Source organism: Streptomyces sp. NPDC053541, assembly GCF_044544705.1.
In the GTDB taxonomy this organism is placed as follows: domain Bacteria; phylum Actinomycetota; class Actinomycetes; order Streptomycetales; family Streptomycetaceae; genus Streptomyces.
Window position 1 is genome coordinate 19,968 of record NZ_JBITXM010000016.1, and the last position, 21,915, is coordinate 41,882.

Here is a 21,915-nt window from a genome sequence, read left to right on the forward strand (position 1 = left end):
TGTTGCTGTCCCTGCTGTTGACGCGCACGTTCGTTCCGTAGCGCTCCAGCCCCTGCCCCCGCCGCGGCCGTCCCGCCGCCGCCCGCGCAGGACTCCTCGCACCACCCCGCTCCACCCTCCCCCCGCTCTGCGACACCCCGCACTTCCGTCGAGGAACCACCGCACCCATGAACATGGACAGCGACCTTCAGATCGCCGGCGACATCCTTGAGGTCCCGCACCTCCTCCAGCCCGCCCGCGAGCACCCCGTCACCGTGGCCGAGTTCGTCGGCCTCGCCCGCGAGATCGCCGCCGACCCCGCCCGGTGGGCCCCCCACGTCGAGTACGACGCCACCACCCGCTGGTACCACCGGCTGCGCACCGGCCCCGGATACGAGGTCTGGCTGCTCTCCTGGCTGCCCGGCCAGGGCAGCGGCCGGCACGACCACGGCCCGTCCTCCGGCGTGCTCACCGTCCTCCAGGGGGAGCTGACCGAGCGCACCGCCCGCGGCACCCGGACCCTCGGCGCCGGCGCCCAGAAGGTCTTCGCCCCCGGCTACGTCCACGAGGTGGTCAACGACTCCCTCGAACCCGCCGTCAGCCTCCACGTGTACTACCCGGGCCTCACCGAGATGCCGATGCACGAGTCTCCGACCTCGCGGTGCGCGGCGGTGCCGGGGGCCGTGACCGCCTGACGGTCCGTCGGTCCGGGGCGCCCGGTGCCGGGCCGCCCCTCCGAGGATCGCTCCCCGGCTGACAGACTGTCCGCATGCGCATTGTGGTTCTGGCCGGTGGCATCGGTGGTGCCCGCTTCCTTCGCGGCCTCAAGCAGGCCGCGCCCGACGCGGAGATCACGGTCGTCGGCAACACCGGTGACGACATCCATCTCTTCGGCCTCAAGGTCTGTCCCGACCTCGACACCGTGATGTACACCCTCGGCGGTGGCATCAACGAGGAACAGGGCTGGGGCCGCGAGGACGAGTCCTTCACGGTCAAGGAGGAGCTCGCGGCGTACGGGGTCGGGCCCGAGTGGTTCGGCCTCGGCGACCGGGACTTCGCCACCCACATCGTCCGCACCCAGATGCTGGGCGCCGGCTACCCGCTGAGCGCGGTCACCGAGGCGCTGTGCGCCCGCTGGCGGCCCGGCGTCCGGCTGATCCCGATGTCCGACGACCGGGTCGAGACGCACGTGGCCATCGAGGTGGACGGCGAGCAGCGGGCCGTGCACTTCCAGGAGTACTGGGTGAAGCTGCGCGCCTCCGTCGACGCGCGGGCCGTCGTGCCGGTCGGCGCCGAGCAGGCGAAGCCCGCGCCGGGCGTCCTGGAGGCGATCGCCGAGGCCGACGTCATCCTCTTCCCGCCGTCCAACCCGGTGGTGTCCGTCGGCACGATCCTGGCCGTGCCCGGCATCCGCGAGGCGGTCGCCACCGCCGGCGCCCCGGTCGTCGGCCTCTCCCCCATCGTCGGCGACGCGCCGGTGCGCGGGATGGCCGACAAGGTGCTCGCGGCGGTCGGCGTGGAGTCCACGGCGGCGGCCGTCGCCCTGCACTACGGAGCGGGGCTCCTGGACGGCTGGCTGGTCGACACCGTCGACGCGGGCACGGTCGCCGAGGTCGAGGCGGCGGGCATCCGCTGCCGCGCGGTGCCGCTGATGATGACCGACCTGGACGCGACGGCGGCGATGGCCCGCGAGGCGCTGGCCCTGGCGGCGGAGGCGGGCGAGGCCGGCGGAGCCGGCGCGTGACGGCCGAGGTGACGCCCCGGGGCCCGGGCGCCGGTGGCGTGACGGTCGCCGGAGCTACGGCGGACCGCGCCCGCGCCGATGTCGCCGGGGGCCCCGCCGGGGAGCGGCCGGCGCGGTTCGAGGTGTGGGCCGTGGACGGGATCCCCGAGGTGGCGGGCGGGGACGACCTCGCGAAGCTGATCGCGGCGGCGGCGCCCGGTCTGCTGGACGGGGACGTGCTCCTCGTCACCTCGAAGATCGTCAGCAAGGCGGAGGGCCGGGTGATCGCCGCCGCCGACCGGGAGGCGGCGATCGACGCCGAGACGGTACGGGTGGTGGCCCGGCGCGGTGCCCTGCGGATCGTCGAGAACCGGCAGGGCCTCGTCATGGCCGCCGCCGGCGTCGACGCCTCCAACACCCCCGCCGGGACCGTGCTGCTGCTGCCCGAGGACCCGGACGCCTCCGCCGCGCGGATCCGCGAGGGCCTGCGCGCGGCGCTCGGCGTCGAGGTCGGCGTGATCGTCACCGACACCTTCGGGCGGCCCTGGCGCAGCGGGCTCACCGACGTGGCCATCGGCGCGGCCGGTGTGCGGGTCCTCGACGACCTGCGCGGCGGCACCGACTCCCACGGCAACGAGCTCAACGTCACCGTCACCGCCACCGCCGACGAACTGGCCGCCGCCGGCGACCTGGTGAAGGGCAAGGCCGCCGGGCGCCCGGTGGCCGTCGTACGGGGCCTCGCGCACGTGGTGGGCGACGCGACCGAGCCCGGCGCGCGGGCGCTGGTGCGCGGCGCCGCCGACGACATGTTCCGGCTCGGCACCTCGGAGGCCGTACGGGAGGCGGTGACCCTGCGGCGCACCGTACGGGAGTTCACCGACGACCCGGTCGACCCCGGGGCCGTACGCCGGGCGGTGGCCGCCGCCGTCACCGCGCCCGCCCCGCACCACACCACCCCCTGGCGCTTCGTGCTCCTGGAGTCCGAGGAGTCGCGGACCCGGCTGCTCGACGCGATGCGCGAGGCGTGGATCGCGGACCTGCGGCGCGACGGGCGGTCCGAGGAGTCCGTCGCCAAGCGGGTCCGCCGCGGCGACGTGCTGCGCAGGGCGCCGTACCTGATCGTGCCCTGCCTGGTCACGGACGGCGCCCACCACTACGGCGACCCGCGCCGGGACGCCGCCGAGCGCGAGATGTTCGTGGTCGCGACGGGCGCGGGCGTGCAGAACCTGCTGGTGGCGCTCGCGGGCGAGCGGCTGGGCTCGGCCTGGGTGTCCTCGACGATGTTCTGCCGGGACGTCGTACGGGAGGTGCTCGGCCTGCCGGCCGGCTGGGACCCGATGGGCGCGGTCGCGGTGGGCCGCCCGGCGGCGCCGCCGAAGGAGCGCGCGGCGCGGGACCCGGAGGCCTTCATCGAGGTGCGGTGACGCTCGCGCCGCCGGTCGCCCCGCGGGTCACCACCGGGTGATGTCGTTGGGCGCGAACCGGGGCGCCCGGCGCGGCGGCACCCGGCCGCTCAGGAGGATCAGCCGGGCGGCCCGGTGCCGCTGGCCCGCGTAGGGCGCGAGCAGCTCCAGCATGGTGGCGTCGTCGGCGGTGCGGTCCCCGGCCAGGGCCCAGCCGACGATGCCCGGCAGGTGCAGGTCGCCGGTGGTGACCTCGTCCGGGGCGCCGTTGCTGCGCTGGACGGTCTCCGCGGAGGTCCACGGGCCGATGCCCGGGACGAGTTCGAGGCGCTTGCGGGCCTCCGCGGGCGGCATGCGGGCCGCCTCCTCCAGGCGCGGGGCGACCCGGGCGGCGCGGACGATGGCGGCGGAGCGCTTGCCGTCCACGTTCGCGCGGTGCCACTCCCAGGACGGGATCATCGCCCAGGTGCGGGGCTCGGGCATCACGTACATGCCCTCGGGCGCGGGCCCGGGCGCCGGCTCGCCGTATCCGCGCACCAGCAGCCGCCACGAACGGTAGGCCTCGTCCGTGGTGACCTTCTGCTCCAGGACGGACGGGATCAGCGACTCCAGGACCAGTCCGGTGCGGGTGAGCCGCAGGCCGCGGCGGGCCCGGTGGGTGAGCGCGAGCAGCTTGTGCCGGGGCACGAAGGCGACCGGGTCGTCCTCGGCGCCGAGCAGCGCGGGCAGCCGGTCCATGAGCCAGCCGCCGCCCGGCCCCCACGCCTCGGCCGCGACCGCCCCGCCCCTGATCCGCACCCGCAGCGTCCCCGCCCCGTCCGGCGTCCGGCTGGCCCGCCAGACCGAGCCGTCGGCCGTGGTCCGGAAGGTGGGGTCGCCGGGGCCCCGGCGCAGCGGACCGAGGGTCAGACCCAGGTCGAGGTCGAGCGGGCCCTTCTCGGACCCGGGCTCGGCCCCGGGCTCGCCGCCGGGCTCGCCGGCGGGCGCGGGCACGCGCACATGGCCGCCGCGCGTGGTGGTGCGGGTGGTGGCGGGGGTGCGGGGGTCGAAGCGGCCGGCCATGGCTACGAGCGTAGCCGCGGGCGGTGACAGGGGGCTGCGCCGAGCGGGCGGGCCGGGCGGGCGGACCGAGCTGGGCGGGCGACCAGGCGGGCCGGTCCGGGCCTGGCGGGTCGTGTCCCGGCCGACTCGGGCCCGGGTCGGTGCGGGCCGGGCCGATCGGACGGGCGCGGCCCCGCCCGGGCGCGGGCCGGGTGCTACTGGTCGCTGGAGAAGCGGACGGCGCCCGCCGGGAGGGTGGCGTCGCACCAGACGCGGACGCCGTCGCGGAGCTCGTTGTCCGGGCCGATGTCGGCGCCGTCGCCGATGACCGCGCCGGTGAGGACGGTGCGGGCGCCGATGCGGGCGCCGGTGCCGACGAGGGAGTCGGTGACGACGGCGCCGGGTTCGACCACCGCGTTGGCGAGGATCGTGGAGCCGTTGACGCGCGCGCCGGAGCCGACGACCGCGCCGGGGCCGACGACCGTGCCGCCGGTGAGCTTGGCGTCCGGGGCGACGGTGGCGGTGTCGAGGACCAGGCGGTCGCCGCAGCGGCCGGGCACCGCCGGGGACGGGGCGCGGCCGAGGACCAGGTCGGCGGAGCCGCGGACGAAGGCCTGCGGGGTCCCGAGGTCCAGCCAGTAGGTGGAGTCGACCATGCCCTGGAGGTGGGCGCCGGAGGCCAGCAGGTCGGGGAAGGTCTCGCGCTCGACGGAGACCGGCCGGCCGGCCGGGATGGTGTCGATGACCGAGCGGCGGAAGACGTACGCCCCCGCGTTGATCTGGTCGGTGACGATCTCCTCCGGCGTCTGCGGCTTCTCCAGGAAGGCCGTGACGCGGCCGGTCGCGTCGGTCGGCACGAGGCCGAAGGCGCGCGGGTCCTCGACCCGGGTGAGGTGCAGCGAGACGTCCGCGCCGGAGGACTCGTGGGTGTCGACGAGCGCGCCGATGTCGAGGCCGGTGAGGATGTCGCCGTTGAAGATCAGGACGGGCTCGTCGGGCCCCGAGTGGAGCCGGGAGGCGACGTTGCGGATCGCGCCGCCGGTGCCGAGGGGCTCCGCCTCGGTGACGTACTCGATGCTCAGTCCGAGCGCCGAGCCGTCACCGAAGTACGGTTCGAAGACCTCCGCCAGGTAGGAGGTGGCCAGCACGATGTGGTCCACGCCGGCCGCGCGGGCGCGGGCCAGCTGGTGGGTCAGGAAGGGCACGCCGGCCGCCGGGACCATCGGCTTGGGCGTGTTGACGGTCAGGGGACGCAGCCGGGTGCCCTTGCCACCGACCAGAAGAATCGCTTCGGTCACCTGTCGTCTCTGCTTCCTGTCGGGTCCGGTCTCATCGCCGGGGGGCCCATTTCGGCCGCCCGTACGATATGACCGGTCAGTTTATGCAGAGGGTTGAGTCCACCACCGCACCGGCGACCCCGTCAGCGCCTGCCCTGGTATTTCGCAGAGCTGGACCGCGCGGTGCCGAGCTTGTTGTAGAGCCGTCCGCCCGGGCATTCCGTGGCGAATCCGTCACGGTGACCGGCGATGGCGTTGAACTTCACCTTTCTGCCCTTTTTGTAGAGGTTCCCGCCTCCTGAGGTGAGCGTCACCTTTCCCTTCGGATTCACCCCGTACAGACCCAGCTTCCACGCCGTCAGCTTCGCGACGGCCGTCACGACGGCGGCCGGCGGGGTGGTGCTGCCGAAGGTGCCGAGCACGACGACGCCCATGCTGTTGGTGTTGAAGCCGAGGGTGTGGGCGCCGAGCACCGGCTTGGCGACGCCGCCGGCCCGCCCCTCGTAGATGTTTCCGCACTTGTCGACGGCGAAGTTGTAGCCGAAGTCACGCCAGCCCAGGCTCTTCACGTGGTAGCGGTAGATGCTGCGCAGCACCGAGGGGGCCTGCTTGCAGCTGTAGTTGTTGCCGGTGGCGCTGTGGTGCACGAAGGCCGCCTTGACGCTCTTCGTGTAGCCGAAGGCCTTCTCCCGCAGCCGCTCGTCGGCGCCCCAGCCCTTGCGGGTGATGATCTTGGGACGGGGGCCGATGTACGGCTTCGCCGCGCGGGCGGCGCGGTTCGCGGCGGGCAGTTCGGCGAGCGTCTCGGCCCGGGTGAGAGCGGGCAGGACGGTGGCCTCGGACGGGGCGAGCCCGGCGCTCCCGCCCACGGCGGCGGCCCTCGTACGGGAGGCACCGGCCGCCGGGTCGGCCGCCGGGTCGGCGGCCGGGTCGGCCGGGTGGCCGGAGACCGCGTCGGCCGGGTGGCCGGAGATCGGGTCGGCCGTGCGCTCGGACGCCGGGTCCGGGCCCGGGTCGACGAGTTCGAGGCGGAGGCCCGCCGGCAGGGCGGCGGCCGCGGCGGCGTGCTCCGGGCCGGCCTCGGGGCGTACCCGGACCTCCACGCCGTCCGAGTCGCCGACCCACAGCGGGGCCGTCGCACCGCGCAGCGCGCGCGAACGTCCCTCGGGCGTGCCCGGGTCCGCGCCGTGCTCCTCGTTGTGGGTCTCCACGTCCTGCCAGCCGGTCCAGGCGCCGTCCGCGGTGGCGCGGGTGCGGACCTGGACGGTGCCGTGCAGCGGGGTCCGGGCGTCGTTCCACACGACGCCCACCAGGGAGAAGGGTCTGACGTCCCGTCGGGCCAGGCCCCGCTCGCCCGCCGGGGCGGCGGGCGGGGTCAGGGCGCGGCCGCGGGGGGCGTCGAGCGGGGCGGGCCGCGCGAGGGGTTCGAGGGGGAACGACTGGGTCGATCCGGCGGGCTCGGCGGGCGCGGCCGGGTGGACCCGCGGGGCGGCTGGGGCTGCGGCCGCGCCGGCCGGGGTCGTGAGGGCGAGCGGCACGGCGAGTGCCGCCGCGCACGTGACGGCGATCGAGGAGGCGAGGTAGGCACGCATGGAGCGATCGTCCGCACCGTGCGGCGGTTCCGCGCGGCGGGAGGCGGCACGGAAACTGACGGCCCGTCGGGCCGACCGGTGGACGGGGTCACCGGTACGGCGGACCCCGTCCGGCGGCGCGCGTACCCTTGCCCGCGTGAACGCCAGCGACCGCACCCCTGCCGACCTGCTGCGATCCGCGCTCGCCGCGGACCCGGCCCGCCCCTTGGTCACTTTCTACGACGACGCCACCGGTGAACGCGTGGAATTGTCGGTGGCCACCTTCGCCAATTGGGTGGCCAAGACCGCCAATCTGCTCCAGGGCGAGCTGTCCGCCTCGCCCGGCGACCGCCTCGCTCTCCTGCTGCCCGCGCACTGGCAGACCGCCGTGTGGCTGCTCGCCTGCGCCTCGGTGGGCGTGACGGCGGAGATCGGCGGCGACCCGGCCGACGCGGACTACGTGGTGGCCGGGCCCGAGGGCCTGGCGGCGGGCCTGGCCTGCCGGGGCGACCGGATCGCGCTGTCCCTCGCGCCGCTGGGGCGCCGCTTCCCGACGCCGCCCGAGGGCTACGCGGACTACGCGGTGGAGGTGCCGAGCCAGGGCGACCGCTTCGCCCCCTTCGTCCCGGTGGACCCGGAGGAGGCCGCCCTCGTCGTCGACGGTACGGAACTGACGGGCGCCCAGCTCGTCGAGCGCGCCCGGGCGGACGCGGCGGAGTGGGGCCTCGGCCCGGGGAGCCGGGTGCTGTCCGGCCGCCCGTACGACTCCTGGGCGGGCGTCTCGGCCGGGCTGTACGCGGCGCTGGCGGCGGGCGGCTCCGTGGTGCTGTGCCGGAACCTCGCGGAGCTCGGCGCCGAGGGCCTGGAGCGCCGGGTGGAGAGCGAGCGGGTGACGCTGGTCCTCGCGGACTGACGGTCGCGGCGGGCGCGGCGCGGACGGCGGGGCGGAGGCGGGCCCGCCCCTCGGCCCCGCCCCGCGGGCCCCCGCCCCACACCGACGGACCCCCGCCACGGCCCGCGGGCCCCCGCCACGCGGCCCCCGCAACGCACCGAGCCCCGCCCCGCCCCGACGGGCCCCGCCGCGGGCCCCTCCCGCGCCGCCTCCGGCCCCCTCTCCAGGCCACCTCTCCCCCGTACGGCCCATCGACGCGCCGCGTACCCCGCTCCCTCCGCCCTTCGCGGTACATGATCGGCCGGGGGGTGTCGGATCGCCTTCCGCACCACCAAGCGCCGGGGACGGGCGTCCACTTCGACGACGGAGCGAGGGGACGGCCGCCAGTGAGGACGGACGGTTCAGACGTGACGGACAGCTCGGACGCACCCACCGGGGACGGGGGCGGGGACGGCCGCAGGCGGCGGCACTGGCTGCGGTGGGCGGCGCTCGGGGCGGCGGTCGTGGTGCTCGCGGCGGCCGGGACCGGCTGGTGGCTGTACCGGAAACTGGACGGGAACATCACCACGGACACCACCGCCGAGGCCGAGCTGCGCCGGTACGAGAACGAGCGCCCCTCGCCCGCGGTGAACGCCGCCCGGAACATCCTGCTCATCGGCTCGGACACCCGGACCGGCCCGGGGAACCGCAAGTACGGGAAGGACCGGGGCACCCAGCGCTCGGACACCACGATCCTGCTGCACCTCTCGGCCGGCGGCCGGGGCGCGACGGCGGTGTCGATCCCGCGCGACCTGATGGTGCGGATCCCGAGCTGCGCCAGGGCGGACAAGACCCGCACCCGGGAGCAGTTCGCCCAGTTCAACTGGGCCTTCGAGTTCGGCGGCACGGCCTGCACGATCCGCACCCTGGAGAAGCTGACGAAGATCCGGATCGACCACCACATGGTGATCGACTTCCGGGGCTTCAAGAAGATGGTCGACGCCGTGGACGGGGTGGAGATCTGCCTCAAGGAGCCGATCGACGACCGCGACGCGCACCTGAAGCTGCCGGCCGGGCGCCAGACCCTGCACGGCGAGCAGGCGCTCGGTTTCGTACGGGCCCGCAAGTCGATCGGCAACGGCAGCGACACGGACCGGATGGACCGGCAGCAGCAGTTCCTCGGGGCGCTCGTCAACAAGGTGCAGAGCAACGGGGTGCTGCTCAATCCGACGAAGCTCTATCCGGTGCTCGACGCGGCCACCCGCTCGATCACCACGGACCCGGGTCTCGACTCGCTGCGCGACCTGTACGACCTGGCGCGGTCGATGCGGGCGATCCCGACGGAGAAGGTGCAGTTCCTGACGGTGCCGCGGCGCCCGTACACGTACGACGCGAACCGTGACGAACTGGTGCAGCCCGCCGCGAACCAGCTCTTCGCGCGGCTGCGCGCCGATCTGCCGGTGGCCGTGCACCCGGGCGAGAACTCCTCGTCGAGGCCGTCGCCGGACTCCGCGACGGACCCCGCCTCACCCACCGCGACGCCCTCCTTCGCGGGCCGCAACGCGGCGGAGGGATCGTGCTGAAGCAGGGTGGGGATCGTGCCCGAGGGGCGCGATGTGCAAAGCGAGGGCCAAGGGATGGGAGGTGCCCGATGAGGTTTGGGCAAATTGCCCGGTTGTAAGGGGCGTGGAATTTGTCACGGACGTCGCCCCACGCTGAACTGGGCGGATAGTGTGACGCGATCCTGTGCATCACGAGACCGCGTGGTCGCGCACTCGATGGATCGAAGACCGAGCGCCCGAGGGGGAGGCGCCTCGCGTGGCACCGACGGAGGACTCAAGTAACCGTGGACGCGCACAGCCGTGGACGGGCGGACGAGATCGACCCCGCCGACCAGTGGGTGCTCAACCCGCAGACCGGCCACTACGAACTGCGACTGGACCACTCCGCTGGGCAGTCGCCGCAGGCCGCACCGTCCCACCCGCGCCCTCGCCCCACCCGTACCGCCCGGAGTGCCACACCGCCCGGACCGAGAACGCCCGACCGCGGTGAGCGCGCCACCGAGACCGCGCCGCCCGTCCCGGGCCAGCGCCGCCGCCGGGCCGCCGAGCCCGCCGACCAGCGGGGCTCCGCGGGCCGCCGCAAGCGCCGGCCGGAGAAGTCGCGCAAGAAGAAGGTCCTGATGTGGACCGGCGGCACGATGGCCTTCGTGGTCGTGGCGGGCGCCGCCGGCGCGTACGCGCTCTACAACCACTTCGACAACAACATCAACACCATCGAGGTGGCGGGCGGCAGCGACGGCTTCAAGAAGGACGAGGCCTTCAACGTCCTGCTGATCGGCACCGACAAGCGGACCGGTGAGGGCAACTCCGGCTACGGGGACAAGAACAGCCCCGGCCACGCCGACACCACGATCCTCTTCCACGTCTCCAAGGACCGGACGAACGCCACGGCGATGTCCATCCCGCGCGACCTGGTGATCGACATCCCCGAGTGCGAGACGAAGCTGCCCGACGGCAGCGTCAAGAAGATCCCCGGCCAGACCGACGAGCGCTTCAACATCAGCCTCGGGCAGTCCGACCGCGATCCGGGCTGCACCATGCGCACCGTCAAGGAGATCACCGGGCTGACCGTCGACCACTTCATGATGGCGGACTTCAACGCCGTCAAGGAGATGACGACGGCCGTCGGCGGCGTGAAGGTGTGCCTGGCGAAACCGGTGAACGACCCCAAGTCGCACCTGAAGCTGCCCAAGGGCGAGTCGACGATCATGGGCGAGCAGGCCCTCGCCTTCGTGCGCACCCGGCACAGCTTCGGCAACGAGAGCGACCTGGACCGCATGAAGATCCAGCAGCAGTTCCTCAGCTCGATGATCCGTCAGATGAAGTCGGACGACACGCTCACGTCGCCGACGAAGCTGTACGACCTCGCCGACGCGGCGACCAAGGCGCTCACCGTCGACACCGGCATAGGGAGCATCTCCAAGCTCAAGTCGATGGCCCAGGAACTCGCCAAGATCGACACCAAGAACATCACCTTCCTGACCATGCCGGTCATCGACAACCCGAGCGAGCCCAAGCCCGTCACGGTCGTCCCCGACCCGGTCGAGGCGCCGCGGCTGTTCGAGATGATGCAGTCCGACATCTCGCTCACCGAGGTGAAGAAGAAGGAGACGGACGCCAAGAACGCCCAGGCCGCGGCCCAGGCGAAGCTCCTCGAAGGCGCCCGCTCCACCGCGCGGGAGGTCCGGGTCGACGTCTACAACGGCAGCGGCAAGACCGGCGCCGCGCAGAAGACGATCGACTGGCTCCAGAACGAGCACGGCGTGACGCGGTCCACCAACAAGAGCAACGCCCCCGAGAAGGCGGCGAAGACCACGCTCACGTACGCGCCCAACCAGGCCGACCAGGCCCGCAAGCTCGCGGACCTGATGGGCCTGCCCGCCACGGCTCTCAAGCCGGGCACACAGGACGCCGGGGAGCGTGAGCCCATGACGCTCGTGCTCGGCGCCGACTACAAGGGGGCGGGGGTGCCCCTCACCGGTCCGGCGAAGGCGCCGGAGGGTGCGCAGACGGCCGACAAGCAGGTGTGCGCCAGATGAGCCGGACCACCGTCCGGCCCAGTGCCGCACCTGAGTGAACGCCTGAGTCAACAAGGAGACCTGGGGTGGGACGGAGCAGCGTGCGTAGGGAGGGGGCGCGGGAACGCGCCTCGCGCGCCCGCGACTTGGGCTGGGACGAGAGTCTCTACGAGGACGGGGGCGGGGCCGGCGACGGCACCGCCGCCGGCGGTCCGGGCGAGGGCCCGGGCGGCCGGGTCCCGCGCGCCCGGCGGGCCGGCGGCGGCCCCGGCGACGGGGGCGAACCGGGCGACGGCACGGGCCGTACGGGCTCGGGCCACCGGCGCGGCGGGTCGCGGCGGCGCGCCCGCGGCAAGAAGTCCGGCAAGCGCAAGGCGCTGCGCTGGACCGCCGTGACGCTGGCGGTGCTGATACTCGGCACGGCCGGCGCCGGATACCTGTACTACGAGCACCTCAACGACAACATCCGCAGCGGTGGGCGCGCGGGCGGCGAGAGCGGAGTGAAGAAGGCCGCGCCGAACGCGCTCGGCGACACCCCGCTGAACATCCTCCTGATCGGGTCCGACGACCGCAGCGACCCCAGGAACGTGGCGCTGGGCGGCGGCAAGAAGGACCGCAACCGGCCGCCGCTCGCCGACGTGCAGATGCTGCTGCACGTCTCAGCGGACCGGAAGAACGCCTCGATCGTCTCCATCCCGCGCGACACGGTCGTCCGGATCCCCGAGTGCACGGACAAGGACGGCAAGAAGTACCCGGAGACCACCAACCGTCCGATCAACGAGTCGCTGACCCGCGGCGGTGCCGGCTGCACCCTCACCACCTGGGAGAAGCTCACCGGGGTCTACATCGACCACTGGATGATGATCGACTTCGCGGGCGTGGTCTCCATGGCCGACGAGGTCGGCGGCGTCCCGGTCTGCGTGAAGACCGGCGTCTACGACAAGTCGACGCCCGACGCGCCCGGCGGCTCCGGCCTCAAGCTCCCCGAGGGCACCCACGACGTCCAGGGCGAGCAGGCGCTGCAGTGGCTGCGCACCCGGCACGCCTGGGGCAGCGACCAGGGCCGCGCCCAGGCCCAGCACATGTACATGAACGGGCTGATGAAGAAGCTCCAGGAACAGAACGCCTGGACGGACACCCCGCGGCTGATGGGGCTCGCCGAGACCGCCACGAAGGCCTTCCGGGTCTCCGACGAGATCGGCACCGTGAAGAAGCTGTTCGACCTGTCGATGCAGCTGAAGAACGTGAAGCTGGACCGGCTGACCACGGCCACCGTGCCGACCACCGAGTACCCCCCGAACCCGAAGGCCTGGCTCCAGGTCAAGCCGCAGGCGGCCGAGAAGATGTGGTCGATGCTCCGCGAGGACGTCGCCATGGACAAGAACGGCGACCCGGCCGACGGCAAGGACAAGCCGAAGCCGTCCGCGTCCGCCCGGCCGGCGGCCACCGCCCAGGCGCCCGGCTCCCTCGCCGTCACGGTGATCAACGGCACGGCGGGCGACGGCGAGGCGGCCCAGGAGGGCCGGGCCAGTGCCGTGGCCAAGGAGCTGCGCGGCAAGGGCTTCGCCCTGGCCGAGGCCTCCCGGGACGCCCAGCCGCGCAAGGACACCGTGGTCCTCTACGCCAAGGCCGCCGGCGAGCAGGGCAAGGCCGACGCCACGTCCGTGGCCACCGCCCTCGGCCTGCCGGTCACGGCGGTCCGCGCGGACGCCAAGGTCACCGGGCTGACCCTGGTGGTCGGCTCCGACTGGCGCGAGGGCAGCACCTACAAGAAGCCGGCCGTGACGGCCGGCGACCTGCCCGAGGGCGCGGACGACAAGACCGACTGCATGAACGTCTACTCGGTCTACAAGTGGGACGGGAAGTCCTGACCCCACCCGCCGTACGGACGACGGAGGCCGGGCCCCTCGGAAGGGGCCCGGCCTCCGTCGCGTACGAGCGCCTCGTGCGGCGGTGTCAGACCGTCTCGCCGGCCCTCACCGCCGGGCGACGGCTCGCGATGACCTTCTTCGCGAGCGCGCGCGGGCTGGTCAGGAAGCCGAAGCCCCACGACATGTGCATGGTCGCAAGCGCCACCGGGATCTGCAGGCGGGCCTTCAGGGACAGGCCCTTGCCGGCCGGGACGGAACCGGCGGTGATCGCCGCCAGGTAGCCGGCCGGGATCACGAAGCCCAGCGGGGTGAGGGTCGCGCCGACCACGAGGCCCGCGGCGATCGCGCACACGGCGGTCGGCGGGGCGAGGTAGCGCAGGTTGATCGAGCCCTCGTGGTAGCGGGCGACGACGTGCCGCCAGCGGCCGTAGTCCTTGTACTGCTTCGCGAGGGCGCGCACGCTCGGCCGCGGGCGGTACTGCACCCGCAGCTCCGGCGAGAACCAGATCAGCCCGCCGGCCTCGCGGATGCGGAAGTTCAGCTCCCAGTCCTGGGCGCGGATGAACTCCTCGTTGTAGCCGCCCTGCTGCTCCAGCGCCTCGCGGCGGAAGACGCCCAGGTAGACCGTCTCCGCCGGGCCGGCCGCGCCGCCCGTGTGGAAGGCCGCGTTGCCCACGCCGATCTTCGAGGTCATCGCGGCGGCGACCGCGTCCTCCCAGGCGTTCTCGCCCTCGGCGTGCATGATGCCGCCGACGTTCATCGCGCCCGTCTCCTCCAGGAGGCGGACGGCGGTCGCGATGTAGTTGGGCGACAGCATGCCGTGGCCGTCCACCCGGACCACGATCGGGTGGCGCGAGGCCTTGATCGCCGCGTTCAGGGCGGCGGGGGTGCGGCCGGTGGGGTTCGGCACGGTGTGGACCCTCGGGTCCTCGCGTACGAGCTCGGCGGCGATCTCGTCGGTGCGGTCCGTGGACGGCCCGAGCGCGATCACCACCTCCATCTCGCCGTCGTACTCCTGCTCCAGGATGTGACGGACCGAGTTGCGCAGATGCCGCTCCTCGTTGAGGACCGGCATGATCACAGACACAGGGGGATTGGCGTTCATCGGGGGTCACGTTACCGCGAACGGGGGACACGGGCGCGTGCCGCCGGGTCGCAGCGCGGTGGCGCTGATCGTATGGGCCTACGGTGCTCACGGTCCCCCTGTCGTACCAGCGGAGGTGTCCCCAGGTGCCCACACCGCCCCGCACGCCGCCCCGTCCGCCCCGGCCCGCCGCCCGTCCCGCCCCCGCCCGGCGGCGCGGGCCCCGGCCGAGCCGGCCGCGGTGGGGCATGCGGATGGCGACCACGCTGTCCGTGGTGGTGCTGGCCGCCGGCGGCATCGGGCACGCGGTGGTGACCAGCCTGGACACCGGGCTCCACCGGATCGACCCCTTCAAGGACATGAAGAACCGGCCGCAGGCCGGGCACGGCATGAACGTGCTGGTCGTCGGCACCGACGGCCGCGACCGGATCAGCGAGGAGGAGCGCCGGAAGTACCGGCTCGGCGGCGCCCCCTGCCACTGCACGGACACCGTGATGCTGGTGCACATCTCGGAGGACCGGGAGCGGGCCAGCGTGGTGTCGCTCCCCCGCGACTCGTACGCCGAGATGCCCGAGCACACCGACCTCACCACCGGCAAGCACCACCACGCGCACCCCGTGAAGCTGAACGCGGCCTACGCCGAGGGCGGCCCCGGGCTGACCGTGCGGACCGTGGAGTCGATGACCGGCGTGAAGATCGACCACTACCTGGAGGTCGACTTCACCAGCTTCATGCGCACCGTGGACGCGGTCGGCGGGGTGCAGATCTGCACCACCAAGCCGCTGAAGGACTCCCACTCCGGCCTCGACCTGGCCGCCGGGACGCACGAGCTGGACGGCGGACAGGCCCTGCAGTACGTGCGCGCCCGGCACGTCGACGGCGCCGCCGACATCGGGCGGATGCAGCGCCAGCAGAAGTTCCTGGCGGCCCTGATCGACCGGGTGACCAGCGGCGGGGTGCTCCTCAACCCGGTGCGCTTCCGCGAGGTCGCCGGCACCATGCTGAGCTCCGTCCGCGCCGACCAGGGCTTCGGCACCCCGCAGCTGCTGGCCCTCGCGAAGGCCATGAACGGCTTCACGCCCGCCTCGTCCGAGTTCGTGTCGGTGCCGATCGGCGAGATGAGCTTCCCCGTGAAGGGGATCGGCTCCACCGTGAAGTGGGACGCGGCGAAGGCGCAGAAGCTGTTCCAGTCGCTGCGCGAGGACCGGCCGCTCTCCCCGGGCCGCCCGGCCGCCCCCAAGGGGCCCCGGCCCGTCGACGTGGACGTGGCGCCCCGGACGATCCGGGTCCAGGTCTACAACGGGACCGGCACCGACGGCCTCGGCGGCCGGGTCGACGCGGCCCTGCGCGCCACCGGCTTCGACACGACCCGCGCCCCGCGCACCGCCCCCGGCGGCCGGGAGCACGCCCGCACCCTCGTCGAGTACGACCCCGGCTGGGACCGCTCGGCGAAGTCCCTGGCCGCGGCCCTCCCCGGCGCCGAACTGCGCCCGGTCAAGGGCCAGGGCGCGACCCTGCGGGTGACGGTGGGCGCGGACTACAAGGCGGTGACGCCGGTCCGGGAGCGGGAACAGCAGTCGGGCCAGTTCGAGGCGGTCCGCGGCGACCAGGTGGTGTGCCCGTGACTTTTCGCGGCCCGGTTCGCCTCCGGGGCGCTGTCGGCCGGGCTCACGGCCCCGTACGTGCTCGCCCCCTCGCGCCTCGGGGCCCCGCGCGCGCTCGGGGCTGTTCCCCCGGCGCGCCCCTTCGGCTCACTCGCCAGGGGGTCCGAGCCGACCGCCGGGCTCAGTCCTCGTAGCCCTCGGCCTTGCGCTGCTCGCGGAGTTCCATGATCGCGCGGCGGCGGGCCAGGCGGTGGGTGCGGCGGATCTGGGCCTCCTGGTAGCGGCGCTTGTCGCGCTCCGTCTCCGGGATGACCGGGGGGACCGGGCGGGGCTTGCCGTCGGCGTCGACGGCGGCGAAGACGAGGTAGGCGGAGCCGACCTGGGTGGCCGGGGTGGACTCGTTCCAGCGCTCGGCCATGACCCGGACGCCGACCTCCATGGAGGACCGGCCGGTCCAGTTGACCTGGGCCTTCACGTGCAGCAGGTCGCCCACGCGGACCGGCTCAAGGAAGGCCATCTCGTCCATGGAGGCCGTGACGGCGGGGCCGCCCGAGTGCCGGCCCGCGACCGCGCCCGCGGCGTCGTCCACCAGCTTCATGATCACGCCGCCGTGCACCGTACCGAGCAGGTTGGTGTCGTGGCTGGTCATGATGTGGCTGAGGGTGGTGCGGGAGGCGGAGGTGGGCTTGCCCGGGATAGCGCCCTGATCTGTCATGCCCTCTACCTTATGCCCGCCCTTGCGGCAGGTCGCGACGCCGTCCGGTTTGCATCAGCTTGGCAACAGCGCCGGTCCGATTCCCCACCCGCCCTGTCGGCCCGCGGGCGCGGACCGGCAGACTGTTCCGCATGAATGACTGGCCCGACGCCCAGCCCGAGGGACCCCGCCGGATGCGCCACGTGCAGCGTCCGCCGGTGCCCCCGCAGCCGCCGCAGCAGCACCGGCAGCCGCAGTACGACCAGGGCTACAACCCCAACTTCACCCAGGCCCAGGCGTCCGGCTACGACTCCGGTTACAGCGACGGCCAGGTGTACGGCGGGCAGCAGGGCGGCGGCCGGGGCACCGTCCCGCCGCAGTACGCCCCGCCGCGGCCGGGCGGCCCGGGTGCGGGCGGTGCGGGCGCCGGCGCCGGTGCGCCGGACTGGCGGCGCCGGATCAAGATCGGCTCGATCGTGCTCGTGGTGGCGCTGGTCGGCTGGGGCGCCGGCACGTACGCGTGGGCGAGCTCGAAGATGCGCAACGAGGTCGATCTGGCCAAGGTCATCGAGCGGCCGGCGGAGGGCGACTGCACCACGTACCTGATCGTCGGCTCGGACAGCCGCGAGGGCATGTCCGCCGAGGAGAAGAAGAAGCTGCACACCGGTTCCGCCGAGGGCAAGCGGACCGACTCGATGATGATCCTCGCAGCCTGCTCCAGCGGGAACACGATGATCTCGCTCCCCCGCGACTCGTGGGTGACGATCCCGTCCTTCGTGGGCTCCGAGTCCGGCAAGAAGTACGCGGCGCGCGGCGGCTCGAAGCTGAACGCGGCCTACGCGATGGACGGCCCGGAGCTGCTGGTCCGCACGGTCGAGTACAACACCGGCCTGCGCATCGACCACTACGCGGAGATCGGCTTCGCCGGCTTCGCGAACATCGTGGACGCGCTCGGCGGCGTCGAGATGAACATCGAGAAGGGCTTCAAGGACAAGAAGTCGGGCGCCGACTTCCAGGCCGGCACCCAGACCCTCAACGGCGAGCAGGCCCTGGCCTTCGTCCGCACCCGCTACGCCTTCGCCGAGTCGGACCTCCAGCGCACCAAGAACCAGCAGAAGTTCCTGTCGGCCCTGGCCAACCAGGCGGCGACCCCGGGCACGATCCTCAACCCGTTCAAGCTCTACCCGACGCTGGGCGCGGGCCTGGACACGCTGATCGTGGACAAGGACATGTCGCTGTACGACCTCGGCAAGATGTTCTTCGCGATGAAGGGCATCAGCGGCGGCGACGGCAAGTCGATGAACATCCCGATCAACGGCACGGCCCCGCAGAACTCCCTGAAGTGGGACATGCCGAAGGTGAAGCAGCTGGTCAAGGAGATCCAGAACGACGAGCCGGTCACGGTCACCTCGAACCGCTGACCCCGGCCCCGACCACCTCGTAGAGCCCCCGGCCGTCCGGGCCCCTCCGTACCTCGCGCGGGGTGCCGGGGGCGAAGTAGGCCGCCGGGCCGGCGCAACGGGTGGGCGAGCAGGGCGGGGAAGTGGAAGCCGAAGCCGTACCGGTGGCGAAGGCGCTCGGGTACGAGGCGTTCGCCGAGAGGGAGGCCAGGCCGAGGAAGCCGCTCCCCATGAAGGGGCGTATGCCCCCACAGGAGCAGCAGGCACGGCACGGCGAGCAGGGGCGCGGCCGGGTGGGCGCTGAGGGTGCAGACGAACCGCCGTACACCGGCGGCGAGGAGGACCAGGCCGACGACGACGGCGCACCGCAGCACGCCGAAGGTGTCGAGTCCGGTGGCCTTGGCGAACAGGGCGAGGCAGACGGTCCACGGCGAGTAGTAGGGGTTGTCCGTGGCGAGTCGACCATCGGATTGCCCGGGTGGAGCAGGTCGTGCCGCAGCCTTCGATGGTGGCGGCGTGCACGCCCATATCGCCCATCCACGGCAGCCACACGATCACGAGGACCGCCCTGCGGCGAGCAGCAGGCTCGCTCCGCGCAGCGCGGCGAGGAGCCAGCTGGAGTCGAGGAGCGGCGGACGCGGACGCGGCCCCTGCGGGGGGCTCGTGCGCGGGCGCGGCAGGGGGCGGAGACTCGCTGACGGTTCCCGGGCGGCCGGGAGGAGCGCGGCAATGTGACAGTTCCCAGCGGGACTTGCCATGGCGCACCTTTGCGATCGTATGATCGCAACTTGCCGACTCGGGGTAGACGGGGGATCAACGATGACAACGGATTCCGGGCAGGGAGCGGCGGATTTCGCGTCGACGCCGGCGCAGAAGAAGGCGGCCGCGGGCACCATCGAGAACGAGCTCGAGCCGAACACCAGGAAGGCCGCCGAGCGGGCCGACACGGCCACCGAGAGCGCGCGTAAGGGCTTCGACGGCTGGGAGACGGCCGCTGGCCTGAAGGTGGTAGCGGACACGTGGGACCGGCAGGTCCGGAGCCTGATGGGGCGTCTGGCCGCTGAGAAGAATGCACTGCGCGGAGCCTCAGGCCTTTTCGCGCGCAATGACACCGGCGTGGGCAATCAGCTGCTGGCACAGTCCAAGCTGAACCACCTGTAGGGGCTGCGATGTCCACCACCTACTACGAGATCATGACCACCAACCTCGGCCTGCTGACGACGGCCGCCACCGAGTGGGAGGCGATGGCGGGCGAGCTGGGCAAGGTCGAGACCCGCTACCGTGACACCGTCCAGAAGATCTCCATGGGCCCTTCGTGGGCCGGTGTGAGCGCCGGCGTCGCCCAGACGAACTTCGCCGCGACCCGGTACGAGTACTCTGCCGCCCAGATCGAGGCCAAGGCGATCGCGAGCCTGCTGCGGGACGCGCACGAGAAGTTCACCGACCTCAAGAAGAAGCTCGAGAGCGCCCGCGATGACGCGATCGCCGCCGGCATGACCGTGTCCGAGCAGGGGCACGTCGCCTTCAACTGGGCCAAGCTCACGCCGTCCGAGCGCAGTGCGTACCACCATGATCCCGATGGCGAGACGATGATCCGTGAGTCCGTTGCCTCGTGGCAGCGGCACATCGACGACCGGGTCAAGGCCGTCTCCGAAGCGGACCAGAGCGTCCGCACCGCCCTCGCGGCCGCCGTTGTCGACAGCAACAAGGACAGCTTCGGCAAGGGCAACGACGCCACCTTCAACGGGTTCAACGCGCACGCGGAGGGAGACCTCGCAAAGGCCGTCGCGGCGGCGAAGGCGAAGGACGACGCCACAACGGAGACGGACGGCTGGAAGTCCGAGGGCAAGGCCGATCTGACCGGCCCCGGCGCCGAGTTCAAGGTCACCGGCCCCAAGTACGGCAAGGAGGGCTCGGTCAAGGCCGCCGCCGACCTGTTCCACGCCACCGCCGAAGGATCGCTGACCAACGGGAACTGGAAACTCTCCGGGGTCGCCGACGGCTACGGAGGCGCCAGGGCCACCGCCAATTTCGGCTTCACCGATGCGGGCCTCGTCGCCAAGGCCGAGGCGTCCGCAGGACTCCGCGGGCTCGCCGAGGGGCGTGCCGAGTACGGCCCGTACGCCGGTGTCTACGGCCGTGCCGAGGGCTTCGCCGGAGCCGAGGCGAGCGCCGGTCTCAAGGCGGGCAAGGAAGGTGTCAGCGTCAACGCGAAGGCCTTCGCCGGGGCGAAGGGCTCCGCGGCCGGAGGCGTCGAGATCGCCGGAATCGGAATCGGCGGTACGGCCGAGGGCTGGGCCGGACCCGGCGCCGAGGCCAAGTGGGGCTTCGAGAAGAACGACGAAGGCGTGTACGAGTTCGGCGGCAAGGTGGGACTCTCCCCGGCCCTGGGCGGTGCCGTGGGCCTCGAGTTCACCGTCGATCCGGACAAGGTCGGCAAGAGCATCGGCGACGCGGCCGACGCAGTGGGCGACCTCGTCGGCGACGGGGCTGACGCGCTCGGTGACGCCGCCGGCTCCGTCAAGGACACCGTCGGAGGCTGGTTCTCCTGATGTACTTCACTCGGGAAGGAGGGCCCACGATGCCCACGACACTGCCGGTGCCGATCGAATTCCGCCTACCGGAGGGCTGGCTCCCGGCCGCGCCCCCGGACGGCGTCGACGTGCCCGGCGTAGCCTTCGCCGCGGTGCATCCGCACCCGGACGCCGGCTTCACCGCCAACATCACCATCGGCGGTGAGGTTCCGCCGCCGTCGGTGGCCCTGCACGAACTCGCGGACGAATCGGCGCAGCGCCTGCAAGAGGCCACCGGGCCGGTTGTCGTGGTCCACCGTCGCGAGATCGGCTCTGCGGAGGCGCCCGCCCTTACCCAGCGGCTGACGTTCTCAGGTGTCGTCGGCGATACGCGGCACGACCTCGTGCAGTCTCAGGTGTTCCTGACCTTCGCTGACGTACGGGACCCGCACAGGCGGGCGGTGATCCGGCTGACCTTGACCGCCACGGCCGCCCAGCACGACGAGGTGCTGGGAGACTTCCAGGACTTCGTGCGCACGGTTCGCCCGGACATCGATGCGGGAGCGGACACGGGCTCCGGAGCAGGGGCGGGGGCCTGACCATGGGCATCCTGGACAGCTACCTCGGCACCCGGCAACCCGACGCGGGCGTGCCACGCCGCACGGCCCAGGAGGTCCGCTCGGCGCTGCTCGAGCTCAATGGTCCGGGCGCCCTCTTCGTCGTACGCAACGGCACCGGGAAGGAGGGCGACCTGGTCGCCGAGTGCCAGCTCCCGCAGCTGCGGGTACGGCTTCGAACCCGGATGCGCCTGGACGCGGCGAAGCACGAGGTGCGGGCGCTCGACGAGCAGTGGGAGATCTCACTGAGCGACCACACCCGCGGCCAGCACTCCCGCGGTCCCGCGAACGCGGTGTATCGGGTGTGGGAGAAGCAGAGGGGGCCGGACGGCCGCGAGCGCCGAGTCGAGACCTTCCGCTTCGAGACCCGCGAGATGAAGGACCCCCTGCGCCAAGTCGTCCTCGACGCGGGCTGGACCTGGCGCGGAGTGCTGTTCCGGCTCTGACCGGCACGTGTTCGTGACCGCGCTGCTCACGCGACGGGCGGGCGCGGGGCGGCGCGCGTCGTCGACAAGGCCCCCGAACAACGGAAGCAGCCCCCGGCACGTGGCGCCGGGGGCTGTTCCGTTCCCGTGGGGGGTCTGCGCCCGGGTTACGGGAGGTTGCGGGCCATGACGATGCGCTGGACCTGGTTGGTGCCCTCGTAGATCTGGGTGATCTTGGCGTCGCGCATCATGCGCTCGACGG

The 21,915-nt window shown here is 73.2% G+C and carries 19 protein-coding genes; 13 read left to right on the forward strand and 6 right to left on the reverse strand.

Annotated features, from left to right (window positions below; genetic code table 11):
* Positions 1-167: 167 nt before the first annotated feature.
* The 3 genes from ACIGW2_RS33130 to ACIGW2_RS33140 all read left to right on the forward strand — a co-directional run bounded on the left by ACIGW2_RS33130 (position 168) and on the right by ACIGW2_RS33140 (position 3,126).
* Positions 168-674, forward strand: coding sequence for a cysteine dioxygenase family protein (locus tag ACIGW2_RS33130; protein ID WP_361590398.1), 507 nt, complete (start codon positions 168-170; stop codon positions 672-674).
* A 74-nt stretch (positions 675-748) separates the two neighbouring features.
* Complete coding sequence (gene cofD, locus ACIGW2_RS33135; RefSeq protein ID WP_391656940.1) at positions 749-1,723, forward strand: 2-phospho-L-lactate transferase; 975 nt, start codon at positions 749-751, stop codon at positions 1,721-1,723.
* 122 nt (positions 1,724-1,845) lie between these two features.
* On the forward strand, positions 1,846-3,126 hold the full coding sequence (locus ACIGW2_RS33140) for a coenzyme F420-0:L-glutamate ligase (RefSeq protein ID WP_399847806.1): 1,281 nt from the start codon (positions 1,846-1,848) through the stop codon (positions 3,124-3,126).
* 27 nt (positions 3,127-3,153) lie between these two features.
* Here ACIGW2_RS33140 and ACIGW2_RS33145 read toward each other — a convergent pair whose 3' ends face one another.
* The 3 genes from ACIGW2_RS33145 to ACIGW2_RS33155 form a co-directional block, all read right to left on the reverse strand.
* The gene (locus ACIGW2_RS33145) at positions 3,154-4,167 is read right to left on the reverse strand and encodes a DNA-3-methyladenine glycosylase family protein (RefSeq protein ID WP_399847799.1); all 1,014 of its coding nucleotides are present in this window, start codon (positions 4,165-4,167) and stop codon (positions 3,154-3,156) included.
* A 194-nt stretch (positions 4,168-4,361) separates the two neighbouring features.
* Entirely contained in the window at positions 4,362-5,444 is a 1,083-nt protein-coding gene (locus ACIGW2_RS33150) for a sugar phosphate nucleotidyltransferase (protein ID WP_391656938.1), read from the reverse strand.
* 122 nt (positions 5,445-5,566) lie between these two features.
* On the reverse strand, positions 5,567-7,015 hold the full coding sequence (locus ACIGW2_RS33155; protein WP_391656937.1) for a peptidoglycan recognition protein: 1,449 nt from the start codon (positions 7,013-7,015) through the stop codon (positions 5,567-5,569).
* Positions 7,016-7,151: 136 nt separating this feature from the next.
* On the opposite strand from ACIGW2_RS33155, the gene ACIGW2_RS33160 reads away from it, so the two are divergent.
* The 4 genes from ACIGW2_RS33160 (at position 7,152) to ACIGW2_RS33175 (ending at position 13,316) form a co-directional block, all read left to right on the forward strand.
* Positions 7,152-7,907, forward strand: coding sequence for a TIGR03089 family protein (locus ACIGW2_RS33160; RefSeq protein WP_391656936.1), 756 nt, complete (start codon positions 7,152-7,154; stop codon positions 7,905-7,907).
* Between the two features lie 386 nt (positions 7,908-8,293).
* Entirely contained in the window at positions 8,294-9,448 is a 1,155-nt protein-coding gene (locus ACIGW2_RS33165; protein ID WP_399847801.1) for an LCP family protein, read from the forward strand.
* A 263-nt stretch (positions 9,449-9,711) separates the two neighbouring features.
* On the forward strand, positions 9,712-11,466 hold the full coding sequence (locus tag ACIGW2_RS33170) for an LCP family protein (RefSeq protein WP_391656934.1): 1,755 nt from the start codon (positions 9,712-9,714) through the stop codon (positions 11,464-11,466).
* 65 nt (positions 11,467-11,531) lie between these two features.
* A complete protein-coding gene (locus ACIGW2_RS33175) occupies positions 11,532-13,316 on the forward strand; it encodes an LCP family protein (protein WP_399847802.1) in 1,785 nt (594 codons plus the stop codon).
* An 85-nt stretch (positions 13,317-13,401) separates the two neighbouring features.
* Here ACIGW2_RS33175 and ACIGW2_RS33180 read toward each other — a convergent pair whose 3' ends face one another.
* Positions 13,402-14,421, reverse strand: a complete 1,020-nt coding sequence (locus ACIGW2_RS33180; RefSeq protein ID WP_361590372.1) for a glycosyltransferase family 2 protein — start codon at positions 14,419-14,421, stop codon at positions 13,402-13,404.
* A 227-nt stretch (positions 14,422-14,648) separates the two neighbouring features.
* Here ACIGW2_RS33180 and ACIGW2_RS33185 point away from each other — a divergent pair, with 227 nt between their 5' ends.
* Complete coding sequence (locus ACIGW2_RS33185) at positions 14,649-16,025, forward strand: LCP family protein (protein WP_391656932.1); 1,377 nt, start codon at positions 14,649-14,651, stop codon at positions 16,023-16,025.
* Between the two features lie 160 nt (positions 16,026-16,185).
* On the opposite strand, the gene ACIGW2_RS33190 is transcribed toward ACIGW2_RS33185, so the two are convergent.
* The gene (locus ACIGW2_RS33190) at positions 16,186-16,719 is read right to left on the reverse strand and encodes an acyl-CoA thioesterase (RefSeq protein ID WP_356073684.1); all 534 of its coding nucleotides are present in this window, start codon (positions 16,717-16,719) and stop codon (positions 16,186-16,188) included.
* Positions 16,720-16,850: 131 nt separating this feature from the next.
* Here ACIGW2_RS33190 and ACIGW2_RS33195 point away from each other — a divergent pair, with 131 nt between their 5' ends.
* The 5 genes from ACIGW2_RS33195 to ACIGW2_RS33215 all read left to right on the forward strand — a co-directional run bounded on the left by ACIGW2_RS33195 (position 16,851) and on the right by ACIGW2_RS33215 (position 21,674).
* Positions 16,851-18,119, forward strand: a complete 1,269-nt coding sequence (locus ACIGW2_RS33195; protein WP_391656931.1) for an LCP family protein — start codon at positions 16,851-16,853, stop codon at positions 18,117-18,119.
* Positions 18,120-18,917: 798 nt separating this feature from the next.
* The gene (locus tag ACIGW2_RS33200; protein WP_391656929.1) at positions 18,918-19,259 is read left to right on the forward strand and encodes a hypothetical protein; all 342 of its coding nucleotides are present in this window, start codon (positions 18,918-18,920) and stop codon (positions 19,257-19,259) included.
* Between the two features lie 8 nt (positions 19,260-19,267).
* Positions 19,268-20,650 carry a hypothetical protein gene (locus ACIGW2_RS33205; RefSeq protein WP_391656928.1) on the forward strand — a complete coding sequence of 461 codons (1,383 nt, stop codon included), beginning with the start codon at positions 19,268-19,270 and terminating at the stop codon, positions 20,648-20,650.
* A gap of 29 nt (positions 20,651-20,679) precedes the next feature.
* Positions 20,680-21,210 (forward strand): hypothetical protein, encoded by a 531-nt coding sequence (locus tag ACIGW2_RS33210; protein ID WP_391656927.1) that lies wholly within the window; start codon positions 20,680-20,682, stop codon positions 21,208-21,210.
* A 2-nt stretch (positions 21,211-21,212) separates the two neighbouring features.
* The gene (locus ACIGW2_RS33215; protein WP_391656926.1) at positions 21,213-21,674 is read left to right on the forward strand and encodes a hypothetical protein; all 462 of its coding nucleotides are present in this window, start codon (positions 21,213-21,215) and stop codon (positions 21,672-21,674) included.
* Between the two features lie 146 nt (positions 21,675-21,820).
* On the opposite strand, the gene ACIGW2_RS33220 is transcribed toward ACIGW2_RS33215, so the two are convergent.
* Positions 21,821-21,915 (reverse strand): acyl-CoA dehydrogenase family protein (locus ACIGW2_RS33220; RefSeq protein ID WP_132919430.1); only part of this gene is annotated, 95 nt, incomplete at its 5' end.